Source organism: Curtobacterium sp. MCPF17_002 (assembly GCF_003234115.2).
Classification (GTDB): domain Bacteria; phylum Actinomycetota; class Actinomycetes; order Actinomycetales; family Microbacteriaceae; genus Curtobacterium.
The window spans coordinates 592,793-609,187 of sequence record NZ_CP126251.1 but is presented as its reverse complement, the minus strand read 5'-3'; the positions used below and the strand labels follow the sequence as shown (position 1 = coordinate 609,187).

The 16,395-nt window shown below is 71.2% G+C and carries 14 protein-coding genes and 2 pseudogenes; all 16 read right to left on the bottom strand.

What is annotated here, in order from left to right:
- Positions 1 to 67 precede the first annotated feature (67 nt).
- On the bottom strand, positions 68 to 2,143 hold the full coding sequence (locus DEJ28_RS02935) for a PTS fructose transporter subunit IIABC (RefSeq protein ID WP_111115882.1): 2,076 nt from the start codon (positions 2,141 to 2,143) through the stop codon (positions 68 to 70).
- Positions 2,144 to 2,288: 145 nt separating this feature from the next.
- Entirely contained in the window at positions 2,289 to 3,317 is a 1,029-nt protein-coding gene (locus tag DEJ28_RS02930) for a 1-phosphofructokinase family hexose kinase (protein WP_111115883.1), read from the bottom strand.
- Positions 3,314 to 4,102, bottom strand: coding sequence for a DeoR/GlpR family DNA-binding transcription regulator (locus tag DEJ28_RS02925; protein WP_111115884.1), 789 nt, complete (start codon positions 4,100 to 4,102; stop codon positions 3,314 to 3,316). The genes DEJ28_RS02930 and DEJ28_RS02925 overlap by 4 nt, the downstream gene beginning before the upstream one ends.
- A gap of 263 nt (positions 4,103 to 4,365) precedes the next feature.
- Complete coding sequence (locus tag DEJ28_RS02920; protein ID WP_258368089.1) at positions 4,366 to 5,298, bottom strand: carbohydrate ABC transporter permease; 933 nt, start codon at positions 5,296 to 5,298, stop codon at positions 4,366 to 4,368.
- A complete protein-coding gene (locus DEJ28_RS02915) occupies positions 5,295 to 6,326 on the bottom strand; it encodes a carbohydrate ABC transporter permease (RefSeq protein WP_111115885.1) in 1,032 nt (343 codons plus the stop codon). The genes DEJ28_RS02920 and DEJ28_RS02915 overlap by 4 nt, the downstream gene beginning before the upstream one ends.
- A gap of 3 nt (positions 6,327 to 6,329) precedes the next feature.
- Complete coding sequence (locus tag DEJ28_RS02910) at positions 6,330 to 7,655, bottom strand: sugar ABC transporter substrate-binding protein (protein WP_220034634.1); 1,326 nt, start codon at positions 7,653 to 7,655, stop codon at positions 6,330 to 6,332.
- 283 nt (positions 7,656 to 7,938) lie between these two features.
- Positions 7,939 to 9,033, bottom strand: a pseudogene (locus tag DEJ28_RS02905) (ABC transporter permease); the annotation flags it as partial.
- 89 nt (positions 9,034 to 9,122) lie between these two features.
- Positions 9,123 to 9,866 carry an ABC transporter ATP-binding protein gene (locus tag DEJ28_RS02900; protein WP_111115887.1) on the bottom strand — a complete coding sequence of 248 codons (744 nt, stop codon included), beginning with the start codon at positions 9,864 to 9,866 and terminating at the stop codon, positions 9,123 to 9,125.
- Positions 9,863 to 10,171 carry a permuted SH3 domain-containing protein gene (locus DEJ28_RS02895; RefSeq protein WP_146248865.1) on the bottom strand — a complete coding sequence of 103 codons (309 nt, stop codon included), beginning with the start codon at positions 10,169 to 10,171 and terminating at the stop codon, positions 9,863 to 9,865. The genes DEJ28_RS02900 and DEJ28_RS02895 overlap by 4 nt, the downstream gene beginning before the upstream one ends.
- A 227-nt stretch (positions 10,172 to 10,398) precedes the next feature.
- Positions 10,399 to 10,581 (bottom strand): annotated as a pseudogene (locus DEJ28_RS18045) (peptidoglycan-binding domain-containing protein); the annotation flags it as partial.
- A 362-nt stretch (positions 10,582 to 10,943) separates the two neighbouring features.
- Positions 10,944 to 11,504, bottom strand: coding sequence for a hypothetical protein (locus DEJ28_RS02890; RefSeq protein WP_111115889.1), 561 nt, complete (start codon positions 11,502 to 11,504; stop codon positions 10,944 to 10,946).
- 47 nt (positions 11,505 to 11,551) lie between these two features.
- Positions 11,552 to 12,652, bottom strand: a complete 1,101-nt coding sequence (locus DEJ28_RS02885) for a sensor histidine kinase (protein WP_146248866.1) — start codon at positions 12,650 to 12,652, stop codon at positions 11,552 to 11,554.
- Between the two features lie 53 nt (positions 12,653 to 12,705).
- The gene (locus tag DEJ28_RS02880) at positions 12,706 to 13,359 is read right to left on the bottom strand and encodes a response regulator transcription factor (protein ID WP_111115891.1); all 654 of its coding nucleotides are present in this window, start codon (positions 13,357 to 13,359) and stop codon (positions 12,706 to 12,708) included.
- A gap of 22 nt (positions 13,360 to 13,381) precedes the next feature.
- A complete protein-coding gene (locus DEJ28_RS02875) occupies positions 13,382 to 13,504 on the bottom strand; it encodes a hypothetical protein (protein WP_258368090.1) in 123 nt (40 codons plus the stop codon).
- A 67-nt stretch (positions 13,505 to 13,571) separates the two neighbouring features.
- On the bottom strand, positions 13,572 to 14,126 hold the full coding sequence (locus DEJ28_RS02870) for a DUF2231 domain-containing protein (protein ID WP_111115892.1): 555 nt from the start codon (positions 14,124 to 14,126) through the stop codon (positions 13,572 to 13,574).
- Positions 14,127 to 14,208: 82 nt separating this feature from the next.
- Positions 14,209 to 16,377 carry an ATP-dependent Clp protease ATP-binding subunit gene (locus DEJ28_RS02865; RefSeq protein WP_111115893.1) on the bottom strand — a complete coding sequence of 723 codons (2,169 nt, stop codon included), beginning with the start codon at positions 16,375 to 16,377 and terminating at the stop codon, positions 14,209 to 14,211.
- Positions 16,378 to 16,395 lie beyond the last annotated feature (18 nt).

The window sequence follows — 16,395 nt, the reverse complement described above, 5'->3', positions numbered from 1 at the left end:
CCACGACGGCCTGGAGGCGCGGTGCCAGCTGGCACCGCGCCTCCAGGCCGTCAGGTGGTGACGTCGACTACACGGCCACCGCGACCCGGTCGCCCGCGGTCTCGGAGACGGCGGCGTCCGCCGCCGGCGTCCGCCGCACCCACTTCTTCAGGGCGACCAGCACCAGCGCCGAGACGACGGTGCCCGCCAGGATCGCGACGATGAACATCACGACGTCACCGATGGCGAAGAACACGAAGATCCCACCGTGCGGAGCCCGCGAGGTCACACCGGCCGCCATCGAGATCGCTCCCGTGATAGCAGCACCGACCATCGACGCCGGGATCACCCGCAGCGGATCGGCTGCGGCGAAGGGGATCGCGCCCTCGGAGATGAACGAGGCGCCGAGCAGCCACGCGGCCTTGCCGTTCTCCCGCTCGGGCTTCGTGAACCCCTTGCGGTACAGCACGGTCGAGGCGAGCGCGAGGGCGAGCGGCGGGACCATGCCCGCTGCCATCACGGCCGCCATGATCTCGAACGGCACCACGTTCGTCGCGGTCCCGGCACCGAGCCCGGCGACGGCGAACGCGTACGCCACCTTGTTCACCGGACCGCCGAGGTCGAACGCCATCATGAGCCCGAGGATGATCCCGAGCAGGACGGCCGAGGCACCGGAGAGCGAGTTGAGCCACGCGGTGAGCTCCGTCATCACCCAGGCGATCGGGCCGCCGAGCACGAGGAGCATGAGGCCGGACGCGATGATCGAGGCGAACAGCGGGATGATCACGACCGGCATGAGCCCGCGCAGCCAACGCCATGTCGGGATGCGTCCGATCCAGTACGCGGCGGCACCGGCGATGAGGCCACCGACGAGACCACCGAGGAACCCGGCGTTCATGAACACGGCGATCGACCCGGCGACGAAGCCCGGCGCGATGCCCGGCCGGTCGGCGATGGCGTAGGCGATGTACCCGGCGAGCGCGGCGACGAGGAACCCGAGCGACACCGAGCCGATCTGGAACGCGGCGGCGCCGAGGTAGTAGCCGAGGCCCTCGGGCGGCAGGTTGAGCAACGTCGAGTTCGTCAGCGTGAACACCGCGTTGTTCTGCCCGGAGTCGCCGTGCGGCAGCGCGATCCCGTACCCGGCGAGCAGGAAGCCGAGCGCGATGAGCAGCCCGCCGCCCGCGACGAACGGGATCATGTACGACACACCGGTCAGGAGCCAGCGCTTGAGCGACTGGCCGAAGTGCTCGTCCTTCGCGGTGCTCGTGCCAGCCTCGGCGGCCGAGCCGGACACGCGTGCGGCGTTCGGGTCGTCGGCCGCGCGGAGCGCCTCGGCGATCATCTTGTCCGGCTCGTCGACGCCGCGCTTCACCGGGCCGGAGACGAGGGGCTTGCCGGCGAAGCGGCCGCTGTCGCGCACGTCGACGTCGACCGCGAAGACGACGGCGTCGGCACGGGCGATGAGCGCGGGGTCGAGGGGCTCGACCTGCGAGGACCCCTGCGTCTCGACGTGCATCTCGGCGCCGGCCCGCTGGGCCGCGGCGACGAGGGCGTCGGCGGCCATGTAGGTGTGGGCGATTCCGGTCGGGCAGGCGGTGACGCCGACGATCACCTTGCGCCGGGTTGCCGTCTCACCTGCGGGTGGGGTCGGACTGGAGGCGCTGCTCGCCTTCCCGACACCGGCCTCCGACACCTCGCCGCTCACTTCGCGATCGACCAGGTCGACGATGTCCTGCGGGGTGGCGGCGGCACGGAGCGCCGCGGTGAAGTCCTCGCGGATGAGCGCACGGGCGAGGGTCGAGAGGACCGTCAGGTGGTCCTTGTCCGCCCCCTCCGGCACGGCGATCATGAACACGATGTCGGCGTCGCCGTCCGGGGCGCCGAACGACACCTTCCGCGCGAGCCGGGAGAACGCCAGGGTCGGCTCGGACACCGACGCCGAACGGGCGTGCGGGATCGCGATGCCGCCGGGGACGCCGGTGCCGACGCTCGCTTCGCGCGTGATGGCGTCCTCGGCGAGGACCGCGCCCTCCGCAGCACGGCCGGTCGCGGCGACGCGGTCGGCGAGGACGCGGATGACGTCGCTCGAGGTGGCGCCGAGGTCCTCGTCGAGACCGACGAGCTGGACGCTGATGAGGCGTGGACTCGTGTTGACGGACATGGTTGCTCCTTTGCAATCGTGCTGCGGACGCACGGGGTGCTGGTTCGAGGGGTGTGTTCGAGGGGTGTCGCGGACTGTCCGCGGCGGTGGTCGCGGCGGTGGTCGCCGCGGTGTTCGCGGTGGTGGTCGCGGCGGTGTTCGCTGGTCAGGCCGGTTCGCGTGCCGGGTGCTGCGTCAGGTGCAACGTCCGGACGGTGATCGCCGACGGGTCGGTCTGGTCGAGGGCGGGCACGTCGCTGCCCGGCAGGGCCGCGGCGGCGGCCCCGGTGGCGACGGCCTGGGCGAGGCGCAGCTCGGGCGACTGCCCGGCGACCTCGGCGAGGAGGTAGCCGGCGAGCGAGGAGTCCCCCGCGCCGACCGTCGAGCGCGCCGTGATCCGTGGTGCGGCCGCGGCGTGGCTGCCGTCCTCGGTGACGAGCACGGCCCCGGCGCTGCCCAGTGTGAGCAGCACGGTGCCGACGTTCTTCTCGCGGAGACGCTGTGCGGCCCGCGCGGCGGCGTCGACGTCGCGTTCGAACTCGTCCGGATCGCCGCCGACGACCTCGGCGAGCTCCTCGGCGTTCGGCTTGACCAGGTCGATGCGCTCGCCGGACTGCAGCAGCGCGGTGAACGGGACACCCGACGAGTCGACGGCGATGCGGACGTCGTCGCCGTGGCGCTGCCGGACGGCGCGGACCAGCACGGCGAGGGCGTCGTCGGGCAATCCCGGCGGCAACGACCCGGCGAAGACGACCCAGCGGGCGGCGGGCCCGGTGGCGGTCGCGGCGGCGGTGTCGGCGACGAGCGCGGCGAGGTCGTCGAGGCGTCCGGCGAGGGACGGCCCCGGCTCGTTGAGCTTCGTGGTCGTGCCGGTCGGCTCGGTCACGGTGACGTTCGAGCGGAGCGGCGCACCGATCGGCAGCGCGGCCGTCGGGATCCCCCGGGTCGCGAGGCCGAGCAGGACGGGGTCGAGCTCGTCGCCGGGCAGGACGGCCACGGTGTCACCGCCGCTCGCGACGACGACCCGGGACACGTTGACGCCCTTGCCGCCGGGCTCCGCGGTCGAGCGGGTCGCCCGCTGCACGGCACCTCGTTGGAGTTCGCCGGCCAGCTCGATGGTGCGGTCGAGGGAGGGGTTCGGGGTGACGGTGACGATGCGGGTGGACCGCACGGCGTCCGGGGTCGCTGCGTTCATGCGACGACCACCTCGACGTCGGCGTCGGAGAGGGCCCCGGCGAGGTCGACCGGCGGCTGCTCGTCCGTCACGATCGTGTCGATCTCGTCGAGCCGGGCGAACCGCATGAGCGCCTCGACCCCGTGCTTCGCCGCGTCGGCGACGACCACGCTGCGGCGGGCCGCGAGGACGTAGGCGGCCTTCACCGCGGCCTCGTACTCGTCCGGCGTGCTGAGGCCGAACCCGGCGGACAGGCCGTTCGTCCCGACGAACGCGATGTCCGGTCGGAGCGCGCCGATCTGCTCGACGGTCGCGGTCCCGACGGCGGCGCTCGTGACACCGCGGACACGGCCGCCGAGCAGGTGCAGTTCGACGTGCTCGCTGTGCTGCAGGGTCGCGGCGATCGGCACCGAGTTCGTGATGACCGTGATCGTGGCACCGGCCGTGGCGGGCTCCCACCGTGCGAGCTCGGTCGCGACGGCGGCGCAGGTGGTGCCGGCGTCGAGGGCGATCGACCCGGTGAAGGTCGGCGGGACCAGGCGCATCGCGGCGCGGGCGATGGCGGACTTCGCCGAGTTGTGCTGCCCCTCGCGCTCGGCGACGGTCAGCTCGACGACGCTCGACCGGCCGACGGGCACCGCTCCCCCGTGCACGCGGCGGAGGACGCCCGCCGACTCGAGCAGGTCGAGGTCGCGGCGCACGGTCTCGGTGGTGACGTCGAAGTGCTCGGCGAGGTCGGCGACGGAGACCCGCCCGGCCGACTGCAGGACGGCGGCGATGGCGTCGTGCCGCTCGGTTGCGTACATGCCCGAACTCCTTCGTTCCCGTGGGTTTCAGGAACTGTACGTCCGAAGGTCACACAAACGCAACCGTTTCGTCCCGAAACCAACACGGACGAAGGCGGCAGGAGTCGGCGCCCGTCGAGCGCAGGCCGCCGAGATCGCACTTCGGCGCGGGCCGCCGAAGCGAACCCGCGCCGAAGTGCGATCTCAGTGCCGCCCGCCCGCGCGCCGGACCGGCATCGCCGGCGGCACCCGGCCGCGGCCGACCGCGACCGACCGACCGGCGCCTACCCCTTCACGGCCCCCGCGGTCATGCCGCTGACGAGCCGGCGCTGCACGATGAGGAAGAACACCACGACCGGCAGCGAGAACAGCACGCTCGCGGCCATCAGCCCACCGAAGTCGGTGCCCTTGTCCGTCGAGAACCCGGCGAGCCACACCGGCAGCGTGTACATCCCCTGGTCCTTCAGCATCACGTACGCCGTGAGGTAGTCGTTCCACGCCGCGATGAACGCGAACACGCTCGTGGCGATCACCCCGGGCATCACGAGCGGGAACAGCACGCTCCACAGGATGCGGAAGGTGCCGGCGCCGTCGACCTTCGCCGCTTCCTCGATCTCGATCGGGACCGCGACGAAGAACCCGCGCATCACCCAGATCGAGAACGGCAGGACGCTCGCGACGTACGCCAGGATCAGGCCGATGTAGCTGTTGAGGAGCCCGAGGGTCTGGAACGACAGGAACAACGGGATGAGCAGCGCCCCGGACGGGATCATCTGCACGAACAGGATCGCGACGAGGATCGCCCGCCGTCCGCGGAACCGGAAGCGCGACAGCGCCGCCGACGCCAGGAACCCGACGACGATCGAGAGCAGCACGGCGGCCACCACGACGATCGCGGAGTTCCGGAGGTAGACGAGGAAGCCGTCCTGCGTGAGCGCCCGCGTGAAGTTCTCGAGCGTGGGACGGAGCGGCAGCCAGATCGGCGTGAGCGTCGTCACCTCGTCGGCGGGCTTGAACGCGGTGTTCACCATCCAGTAGATGGGGAACACCCAGATCAGGCAGAACACGACGGCGACGGTGTTCGCCAGGACGCGCGGCTTCCGCTTCCGCCCGCGGACCGGTGCCACGGGCCGGGAGGCGCGGTTCACCCCCGTAATGTCCGGTTGCGTCTCCGAGGCGGTCGCCCCGGTCACGCCGGGGGTCGTGGTGGTCGTCACAGGTCCTCCTCCCCGCTCCGGACGAGCCGGCGGATGTAGTAGCTGGTGAGCGCGCCGAGGATCAGCGTCGAGATGACGGCGATCGCGGCGCCCTGGCCGTACGCGTTCGACACGAAGGACCGCACGAACGTCCAGATGCCGAGGGTCAGCGTGGTGTCCTCGGGGCCGCCGCGGGTGAGGAGCCAGATCTGGTTGAAGACGTTGAAGTCCCAGATCACGGACAGGATCGTCACGAGCAGCAGGGTCGGCACGAGCGCCGGCAGCGTGATCGCGCGGTACATCGCCCACGCGGACGCACCGTCGAGCGACCCGGCCTCGTAGTACTCGGGCGCGATCTGGGACTGCGCCGCGTAGAGCGTCAGGGCGACGAACGGCACCGCCTGCCAGATGACGAGGGACAGCACGATGGTCAGGGCCTGTCCGGGGCTCGATGCCCAGTTGTCCTGCGTGTGGTCACCGAAGACCCCGAGCTGCGTGATGACCCAGTTGAGCACGCCGTAGAACGGCTGGAAGAGCCACTGCCAGACGAGGCTCGACGCCACGTTCGGCATCGCCCAGGCCAGCACGAGCACGACGCTCACGATCGTTCGCATCACGACGCCGAGCCGGGTGAGCAGCTGCGACACCGCCATGCCGATGCCGATGGTCCCGACGACCATGGCGCCGGTGACGAGGATCGTCCGGAGGATGACCGGCCAGAAGCTCGGGTCGGCCAGGACGTTCGTGTAGTTCGTGAAGCCCGCGAACCCGGCCTGCCCGGTGAAGATCGCCCGCAGGCCGTAGTCCTGGAACGAGATGACCACGAGCCGGACGAGCGGGTAGACGACGAGTGCGAGCAGCAGGACCGCCGCCGGCGCGAGCAGCACGAGGGGTGCGCGCGACGAGGTCACCGACCGGCGACCCGCACCGCGCCCGCCCCGCGGGCCGGAGCCCGCGGGGCGGAGACGGGACGTGCCTCCAGGACGGCGCCGCCGGGTGCCCGGCTCGGCCGGAGCCGAACCGGACACCCGCTCCGTGGTGGAGGTCATCGACTACTGCTGCGCGTTGAGCGCGGACGTGAGGTGCTTCGAGAAGCCCTCCGCGGCCTGCTGCGGTGTCTTCCGACCCGTGGCGACGTCGGCGAACATCGTCTGGAAGGTCGAGTCGCCCTCGATCGTCGCCCAGCCCGGCGTGGCCGGGGTCGGGCGGCTCGTCGACGCTGCGGCGAAGTACGGCTTGTGGAGTTCGTCCACGTCACCGGCCACCGCGTCGAGCAGCTGCGTCGAGTTCGGCTCCCAGCCGTCGACCCCGAACACCTGGTCCTGCTGGAACTTCTTCGAGGTCAGGATCTTCGTGTAGTACAGCGCGAGGTCCTGGTTCTGCGACTTCGCGGGGATGCCGAGGTCCGATCCGCCGAGGAAGACGGGCTGCGTCTTGCCCTCGGTTTGCGACGGCATCGCGAAGGTGCCGATCTGGTCCTTGAGCTCGGGCTTCGCCGTCGTGATCGAGCCGATCTCCCATGCCGATCCGAGGATCGCGGAGGTGTTGCCCTGGGCGAAGATGTCCGACTCGGCCGGCTTGTCGGTGTTGATGTCCTGGGTGGACTTCGCCGAGTAGCTGTTCTGGAAGTCCTTCCAGGCGGTCAGGCCCTTGACGGCGTCGGCGGAGTCGATCGACCCCGTCCACTTGCCGCCCTTCTCCTTCGCGATCTGCCCACCGGCGTCCCACACCCACTGCAGTCCGCCGTACCAGTACTGGCCCGGCATGTAGAACGCGGAGAAGTCCGCCTGCGGGTTCTTCGCCTTCACCTTGTCGAGGTCGGCCGTCAGCTGGTCGTAGGACGTCGGGACCCCGGTGACCCCGGCGTCGGCCCACATCTTCTTGTTGTAGATCACGGCCCGGTTGCCGGCGAACAGCGGTGCGCCGTAGAGCTTGCCGTCGACCGTGGCGGGCCCTTCGAGCCCGGAGAGCCAGGTCTGCCCGCCCTGCAGTTCCTTCTTGTAGGGCGAGAGGTCCATCAGCCCGCCGGTCGCCGCGTACACGGGGACCTGCGTGTTGCCGAGGTCGACCACGTCCGGGGCGTCCTTCTGGGCGAGCGCGGTGGTGAGCTTGGTCGTGATGCCGTCCCACTGCTGGAGCTGCAGCTTCACCTTGGCGCCGGTGGCCTTGGTGAACTGCTTCTCGGCGACGTCGAGGATCTTCGGGCTGAGGTCGCCGTTCATGATCCAGACGTTGAGTGTCTTGCCCTTGCCATCGGGTGTGCCGATGGACTTCGTGCCGCCGTCGGAAGCTCCGTTGCTTCCGGCGGAGCACCCGGTGAGGGCGAGCGCGCCTGCGAGGGCGAGCGCACCGAGTGCGGCGAAACGCGTGCGTGTCACGTTGACTCCCTTGGTCCGACCTTTATGAAAGGACGTTGCGTATTCGCAAGTGAAGACCCTCGAGGGCGGCTTGTCAACCATGGATTCCGCACCTGTGCACGCCGCTGATCCGCATGTTTCCGGGGGATCACGGATGTCGAACGGATGACTCCCGATGCTTGACGGACTGGTCATGACCAGGCATGATCAGCACCCGCCGAAACGCGACCGCCTGGAGGCGCGGAGCCGGTCTCGTCGACCGGCACCGCGCCTCCAGGCGGTCACCCCCACTGCGTGACGCGGCTCACACTGCGGCCAGCGCGGACGTCGGGGGGATGCGCGCTGCGCGCGCTGCCGGGTACAGCCCGGAGACCCCGCCGATGAACACCGTCGCACCGAGGCCGCCGGCGACCGCCCAGACCGGGATCGCCACCGGCCATCCCTGCCCGAGGGCGAAGACCACCGTCACCCCGACGCCGAGCACCACCCCCGCGACCCCGCCGAGGAACGACAGCAGCAGCGACTCCACCAGGAACTGGTCGCGGATGTTCCGCCGCCGTGCGCCGAGCGCTCGACGCACCCCGACCTCCGCCCGACGCTCGAGCACGGTGATCACCATCGTGTTCGCGACGCCGATCCCGCCGACGAGCAGCGCGACCCCGCCGATGCCGACGAGCAACCCGGTGAACGAGTCGTCCGTCGCGCTCTTGGCGGCGAGCGCGTCCGACGGTCTGGTCACGGCCACCTCCTGCGGCGACGCGGGGCTGATCGCCCGCGCCAGGACGTCCCGCGTCGGTGCGACCCGCTCGGGGTCGACCCGGGTGTACACGGCGGTCGGTGACCCGTCGAAGCCGAGTTCCGCCGCCAGGCCCCGGGGGACGAAGACCTTGTCGTCGAGCTCGTCCGCCAGCTCCAGCGGCTGCAGGACACCGACCACCTGGACCCAGCGCCCGCCGATCCACAACTTGCTGTCGGCGTGGACCTCGTCGATCCCGAACGCCTCGGCCGCGGTCGCACCGAGGACCACCTGCGGCGGCGCTCCGGGTGCCGAGTCGAGCCACTGCCCTGAGGCGAGTTCCCCGCCGAGGACCGACGGCGCATCGCCCCACGCCGCCAGCACGCCGATGCCCTTCGACTCGGGCGGCGGCACGAACTGGTTCCGGTAGACCCTGCCGTCCGCCACCGTGCCGACGGCGGCCGCGTCGAGGACGGCGTCCTGCCGGAGCGCCGACCCGAGCGCCGACGCGGGGAGCGGCTGCGGTTCGCCGAACCCCTGGCCCGGCGTCACGGTGAGCACGTTCGTGCCCAGCGCGTCGAGGACCTGGTCGACCTTCGCCTTGCTCGACGAGGAGATCCCGACGACCGCGATCATCGCGGCGATGCCGATCGCGATGCCGAGCGCCGACAGCACGACGCGGGCCGGACGGGTGCGGAGGCCGAAGACCCCGAGCCGGAGGAGATCACCCGGACCGAGCCCCTTCCGCGCGCTCACGCCGGGCCCCGGATAGCCGACGCGAGCGTCGCGGCATCGGTCGTCGTCCGTCCGTCGGGGTCCGGCGTCCCGGAGTCGTGCTCGACGCTGCCGTCCCGCATCCGCACCTGCCGGGGCAGGGACGCCGCGAGTTCCAGGTCGTGGGTGATCACGAGCACCGTCGTCCCGCCGTCGTTGAGTTCGCGCAACAGCTCGAGGATCGCCGAGCCCGACGCCGAATCGAGGGCCCCGGTCGGTTCGTCCGCGAGCAGGATGGTCGGCTCGCCGACGATCGCCCGCGCGATGGCGACCCGCTGCTTCTCGCCGCCGGAGAGCTGGTTCGGGCGGTGGTCGACCCGGTGCCCGAGCCCGACGCGACCGAGTGCGTCGACGGCTCGACGGTGGCGCGCCCGTCGGCCGGTCCCGGCGTAGAGCAGCCCGTCCGCGACGTTCTCGGCGGCGGTGGCACCGGACTGCAGGTGGAAGTGCTGGAACACGAAGCCGATGTGGTCCGCGCGGAGGAGCGACAGGGCGTCGTCGGACATCGTGTCGACGTCGCTGCCCGCGATCGTGACCGTGCCCGAGGTCGGACGGTCGAGCGTCCCGACGATGTTGAGCATCGTGGACTTGCCCGAGCCCGAGGGCCCGACGACGGCGACGAGCTCCCCCGCCGCGACGTCGAGCGAGACACCGCGGAGTGCACCGACGTCCCCGTAGGTCTTCGTGACGTCCCGGAGCGCCAGGACCGCATCGGCGCTCATCCGGGCACCACCACGCGGTCGCCCTCGGACAGGTCTCCGGTGACGGCGATCCGCCCCTCCGCGATGAACCCGGTCGTGACCGGAACCCGCTTCGTGGTCTTGTCACGCCGGACGACGTCGACCGCGTACCGGTCACCGTTCCCGGCGACGAGGGCCGCGATCGGGACGGACAGCACGCCCTTCTCGGTGGCACCGCGGGCGTCGATCTGCGCCGAGGCCGCGGCGGGCAGCTGCCGGCTGCCCGGGTCGAACCCCACCGAGACGTCGACCTTCGCGCCGCTGTCCTCGGCTTTGCTCGGTTGCACGTCGGTGACCTTGCCGGGCATGGGTCCCCGGCCCCGTTGATCCGGACGTCGACGTCCGTGCCGACCGCCAGCCGCTCGGACTCGCGCTGTGACACCGTCACCGTGACGATCCGCCCGGTGCTCGTCACCTTGAGGACGTCACCACCAGCGGGCTGCCCGAGCTGCCCGTCGACGGAGGCCACCCGGACGTCGCCGTCGACGAAGGCGATGTCGTCGGCGGTGATGATGCCAGTCCGGTCGTGCCCGCGGTCCCGCTGCCAGCGCTTGACGGCTCGCTCGGTCCGGGGTCCGAAGGTGTCGTCGACCGAGACGTCGTACCCGAGCGCCGCGAGGTTCTCGTTGAGCTGCCGGACGTCCGTGCCCTTGCCGCCTCGCTTGAGGTCACGCCACAACGGGACGGTGCCGTGCATCGCGCGCACCGCTCGTTCGTCGACCGCGTAGAGGAACTCGTCGCGGTGGACGACCTGGCCCGGCTTCGGCAGCCAGGTGAGCGTCCCGCTCGCCGCGCCGGGGACCCCGGCTGGCTCGCCGTAGCCGAGGGTGCCGGCGAACACCTTCGAGTCGGTCAGGTCGCCGAGCACGACCGGTGCGGTGGGCCCGGTGTACGGGGTTCCCTTTCCCTCCGACCCCGACCCCGACCCTGACGCCGACGACGCCGCGGACGATGCCGCGGGGCCGACCAGGTCGACGAGCGCCCAGGTCCCGGCACCCGCGGCGAGCGTCGTCGCGAGGCACAGCCCGGCGACGACGAGTCGCTTCCGTGTCCGCGGCCTCACGGCTTGTCGGCCGTTCCCGAGGTGCCGAACGCCTCGCGGTCACAGGTGTCCATGACGTCGTGGAAGGCGTTCTCGTCGTCGGGCTGGTAGGTCCCCCGCGCATCCGGGTCGTCCGGGTAGTCCGCGAACCCGTTCTCCCGCACGCACTGCAGGAATTTCTTCTCCTTCTTGGCTTGTCCGGGTCCGGGCTTCGCGTCCGTGGCGCCACCCGAGTCGCCGGCCCCGGACACCGGCCCCATGCACTTCTCGAAGTCCGCCGACCACTGCTCCTTGTCGACGCCGTCGGGCACGGACAACTGCATCGAGTTGCCGGATCCGGTGCCCGCGGCGTCGTCCATGTCGTACCCCTTGCCGCGCATGCACTCGGAGACGGAGTCGCCCTTGTCCTTCCCGGCTGCGGCCTTCGAGGGGTCGCTCTCCGGAGACCCCGAGGAGCAGGCGGCGAGCAGACCGGGCAGCAGCACGACGACGGCTGCGGCGGAGAGGAGCCTGCGACGGCGGGCGGAGGAGGATGAGGCGGCGGCTGCGGTGCGGCCGCCCGATGTGGTGTGTGTCATGTGACCAGCACACCGGAGCGCCTGTTTCGTCCCCGGTTCGCGCCGTCTTACACCGACGAAACGTCGACCTGCACGCGCAGCCCACCGTCCGGCCGGGCCGCGATGGAGAGCCGCCAGCCGTGCGCCTGCACGATCGAGGCGACGATCGAGAGCCCGAGCCCGCTGTGCCGTCCGGCGGACGCTCGGCCCGGGCACCGTCGGAACGGCTCGACCAGGAGCGGTGCGACCTCGGCCGGCACGACGGGTCCCGAGTTCTCGATCACGAGCCCGTCATCCCGAGTGGTGACGCGGACGAACCCGCCGGCGTGGTTGTGGTCGACGGCGTTGCCGACCAGGTTGACGAGGAGCTGTCGGACGAGCGTCGGCTCGCCGGACACGACGGCACTGCCTGGAGGCGCGGCTCGCCCCTCGTGGAACAGCGTCACTCCCGCCTCGTGGGCACCACCGGCGGCTCCCGCGACGACCTGCTCGGCGACGACGTCGAGATCGATGTCCTGCACGGCGCCCGCGAGGCCACGGTCCGCTTCGGCCAGCACGAGCAACGACTCGACCAGGTGCTCCGTCCGCCGGTTCTGCTCCAGGAGCTCGTCACGCGTGGCCCGGACCTCGACCGCGTCCGCGTGGTCGTGCAGCCCGATCTGCATCGCCGCACGCTGCACGGCGAGCGGGGTGCGCAGCTCGTGCGAGGCCTGCGCGACGAACCGGCGCTGGCTCTCGAACGCCGTCTGCAGGCGGTCGAGCAGGTCGTCGACGGTGCGCGAGAGCCGCCGGAGTTCGTCGTCCGGCCCGTCCAGGTCGATGCGCTCGTGCAGGTTCGACGCGGTGATCCGGCTGGTCGTCGCGGAGATCCGGTCGATCGGACGGAGCATCCTGCGGCTGACGGCCCAGCCGACCACGCCGGCGACGAGCCCGGCACCCGTGATCCCGACGGCGGACCACTGCCACTGCTGGAAGGCCACCAACCGGACGACGGCGACGGTCGAGCCGTCCTGGGCACGGGCTTCCGCGTCGATGGCCCCCGTCGCCCCCCAGCCGGGCGGGACGGACGCCTCAGCGGTCGGCGCACTCGTCGCGTCCGGCAGCCCCGCGCCGATCCCGGCGAGGGACATCACGTTCGTGAAGACGACGACACCGGTGGAGAGGGCCATGGCGGCGATCGCGAACACCAGCGCCGTCCGAGCCCGGATGCTCCAGATCCGCTTCACAACGCGTACCCGGTCCCCGGCACCGTCCGGATCGGGTCGGGGTCGCCGAGCTTCTTGCGGAGCTTCGACATCGTCACCCGGACGGCCGCGGTGAACGGGTCGATGTTCATGTCCCAGACCTTCTCGAGCAGCGCTTCGGCCGACACGATCCGGCCGTCGGCGCGGAGCAGGGTCTCGAGGACGCCGAGCTCCTTCGAGGTGAGGTCGAGCGGCCGCCCGTCACGGGTCGCCATCCGGCGGTTGGTGTCCACGAGCAGCCCGTTCCGTTCGAGCACGGGGGCGACCGGAGCGACGCTGCGTCGGCCGAGCGCCCGCACGCGTGCGACGAGCTCGGGGTACTCGAACGGCTTCGGCAGGTAGTCGTCGGCACCGAGCTCGAGCCCGTTCACCCGGTCGGTGAGGGTGGTCGCCGCGGTGAGCATGAGGATCCGGGTGAGCCCGCCCCGACGGGACAGGCGCCGGGCGACCTCGTCCCCGTGCATCCCCGGTACGTCGCGGTCGAGCACGACGACGTCGTAGTCGTTGACCGCGAGCAGTTCGTCGGCGTGGTCGCCGCGGTAGGCGACGTCGACGGCCATGTCCTGGCGGGTCAGGCCCTTCGCCACGAGGTCGGCGAGCGCGCATTCATCGTCGACCACCAGGACTCGCATACATGTATTGCATACCACGAGGCTAGGAGACGGCTGGGTCGACGTGGACGACGCCGGCCTGCTCGTCGATGCGGATGACGAACTCGACCCCTCCGGGCCCGGGGACGACGGTGAGCGGGACGGTGTTGATGCTGAGGTGATCCATGACCCGAGTCTTCGCCGCCGGGTGTTTCGGCACCGTAACAGGCGCCGGAACCCGGGGTCAGGAGCACTCAGGCGTCGAACGGCACCTCGCCGTTGCGACTGACGCCCGCGCGCTGCCGGTAGGCCAGGTGACCGCCGAGGTACCCGCCGACGCCGACGACCGCCAGGCCCGCGAACCCGAGGAGCTTCCCGGCCCCGTGGTTGCCGCGCTTCCGCTGCATCCACGACAGCCCGTACAGCGTGATGCCGGCCCAGTTCACGGCCTGGTGGACCCATCCGGTCCGGAGCTGTTCGCGGTCGAGCTCGGACCAGTCGACGTACCCGGCGACGGTCGCACTGCCGGCCGAGACCAGCCCCGTGCCGACGAGGGTCTTCGCGGCCTTCGCGTTGCCCTTCCCGCCGACCAGGTCGAGGACGGCCGCCGAGATCCACGCCCCGAGCGGGACCTGCACCATGAGCGGGTGCAGCGGGTGCCCGAACGGCACGCCGTGCAGCAGCTGCCGCAGCGCCTTCGGCTTCGCGAGGGCCCGCACGAGGGAGCGGTCGAGGTCGACGGCCTTGTCGAGCACGCTCGCGTGCTCGACGGATTCGGTGAGGCGACGGATCAGTGGCAGCTCAGGCATGCCCTGGACGCTAGCCGGGAGGCGCGGTGGCGGTCCCAGGAACCGGCACCGCGCCTCCAGGCGGCCACGCCCACTGCGTCGACTACTCCTCGACGATCTCCGCCAGTTCGAACGGTTCCACCGTCAGCTCGTCGCCGCCGGCGGCGACGTCGACCCGGACGGTGTCGCCGTCGCGGACGTCACCCGACAGGATGGCGCGTGCGAGCCGGTCGTCGATCTGCCGCTGCATGAGCCGGCGGAGCGGACGGGCGCCGTACACCGGGTCGTACCCGCGCTCGGCGAGCCAGCTCCGGGCGTCCGGCGTGACCGCGAGCTCGAGGCGGCGGTCGGTGAGCCGGCGCGCGAGACGATCGACGTAGAGCGAGACGATCTGCCCGAGGTCTTCTTCCGTGAGCGCCTGGAACACCACGATGTCGTCGAGCCGGTTGATGAACTCCGGCCGGAACGCCTGCTGCACCAGCTCGCGGACGCCCTCCTCGCGCTGGACGTCGCTCAGTGACTGGTCGGTCATGAACTGCGAGCCGAGGTTCGACGTGAGGACCAGGATCGTGTTCCGGAAGTCGACCGTCCGGCCCTGTCCGTCGGTGAGGCGGCCGTCGTCGAGCACCTGCAGCAGGACGTCGAAGACCTCGGGGTGCGCCTTCTCGATCTCGTCGAGGAGCACCACGGAGTACGGGCGACGACGGACGGTCTCGGTGAGCTGCCCACCGGCCTCGTACCCGATGTACCCGGGCGGGGCGCCGATGAGCCGCGCGACGGAGTGCTTCTCGCCGTACTCGCTCATGTCGATGCGGACGAGGGCCTTCTCGTCGTCGAACAGGAACTCGGCGAGCGCCTTGGCCAGCTCGGTCTTGCCGACGCCGGTGGGGCCGAGGAACAGGAACGAGCCCGTCGGACGGTCCGGGTCGGAGATGCCGGCGCGGGTGCGACGCACCGCCTCGGACACGGTCGACACGGCCGTGCGCTGCCCGATGATCCGTCGGCCGAGCTCGTTCTCGAGGTGCAGGAGCTTCTCGGTCTCGCCCTGCAGCAGGCGTCCGAGTGGGATGCCCGTCCACTGTGCGATCACGGCGGCGATGTCCTCGTCGGTGACGCTGTCGTTCACCATGCGGTCGGCGGACTCGGCCTGCTCGGCGGCGGCGAGTTCGGCCTCGATGCGGGGCTTCTCGCTGTACTCGATCCGGGAGACCAGCTCGTAGTCGGCCTCGCGCTGGGCGCGCTGGCTCCGCATGTTGAGTTCGTCGAGTTGCTGCTTGAGCTCACCGATCCGGTTGAGGCTCGCACGCTCTGCCTGCCAACGCTGCTCGAGCCCGGTCAGGAGTTCCTGGCGGTTCGCGAGCTCGGCGCGCAGGGTCTCGAGACGGGCCTTCGAGGCGTCGTCCTTCTCCTGCTTGAGCGCGAACTCCTCGATGCGCAGGCGGTCCACGGTGCGCTTCAGCTCGTCGATCTCGACCGGACTGGAGTCGATCTCCATGCGGAGCCGGCTCGCGGCCTCGTCGATGAGGTCGATGGCCTTGTCGGGCAGCTGGCGACCGGAGATGTACCGGTTCGACAGGCTCGACGCGGCGACGAGGGCGGAGTCGTTGATCGTCACCTTGTGGTGCGCCTCGTACCGCTCCTTCAGCCCACGGAGGATCGCCACGGTGTCCTCGACGCTCGGCTCGCCGACGAAGACCTGCTGGAAGCGTCGTTCGAGCGCGGCGTCCTTCTCGATGTACTCGCGGTACTCGTCGAGCGTCGTCGCGCCGATGAGCCGCAGTTCACCGCGCGCGAGCATCGGCTTGAGCATGTTCGAGGCCGCGACGGATCCTTCGCCACCGCCGGCGCCCATGAGCGTGTGCAGCTCGTCGATGAACGTGATGACCTGCCCGTCGGAGTCGTTGATCTCCTTGAGCACGGCCTTGAGCCGCTCCTCGAACTCGCCGCGGTACTTGGCACCGGCGATGAGCGCGGACATGTCGAGCGACACGAGGCGCTTGTCCTTGAGGGAGTCGGCGACGTCGCCCGCGACGATGCGCTGGGCGAGCCCTTCGACGACGGCGGTCTTGCCGACGCCGGGTTCCCCGATGAGCACGGGGTTGTTCTTGGTGCGGCGCGTCAGCACCTGACTGACGCGGCGGATCTCGGCGTCACGGCCGATCACCGGGTCGAGCTTGCCGCTGCGGGCGATCTCGGTGAGGTCGACGCCGTACTGCTCGAGGGCGGTCTTCTGTCGCTCTTGCGAGTCAGGAGCGCCCTGGAGGTTCGCCATGCGTTCCGTCCTTTCGTT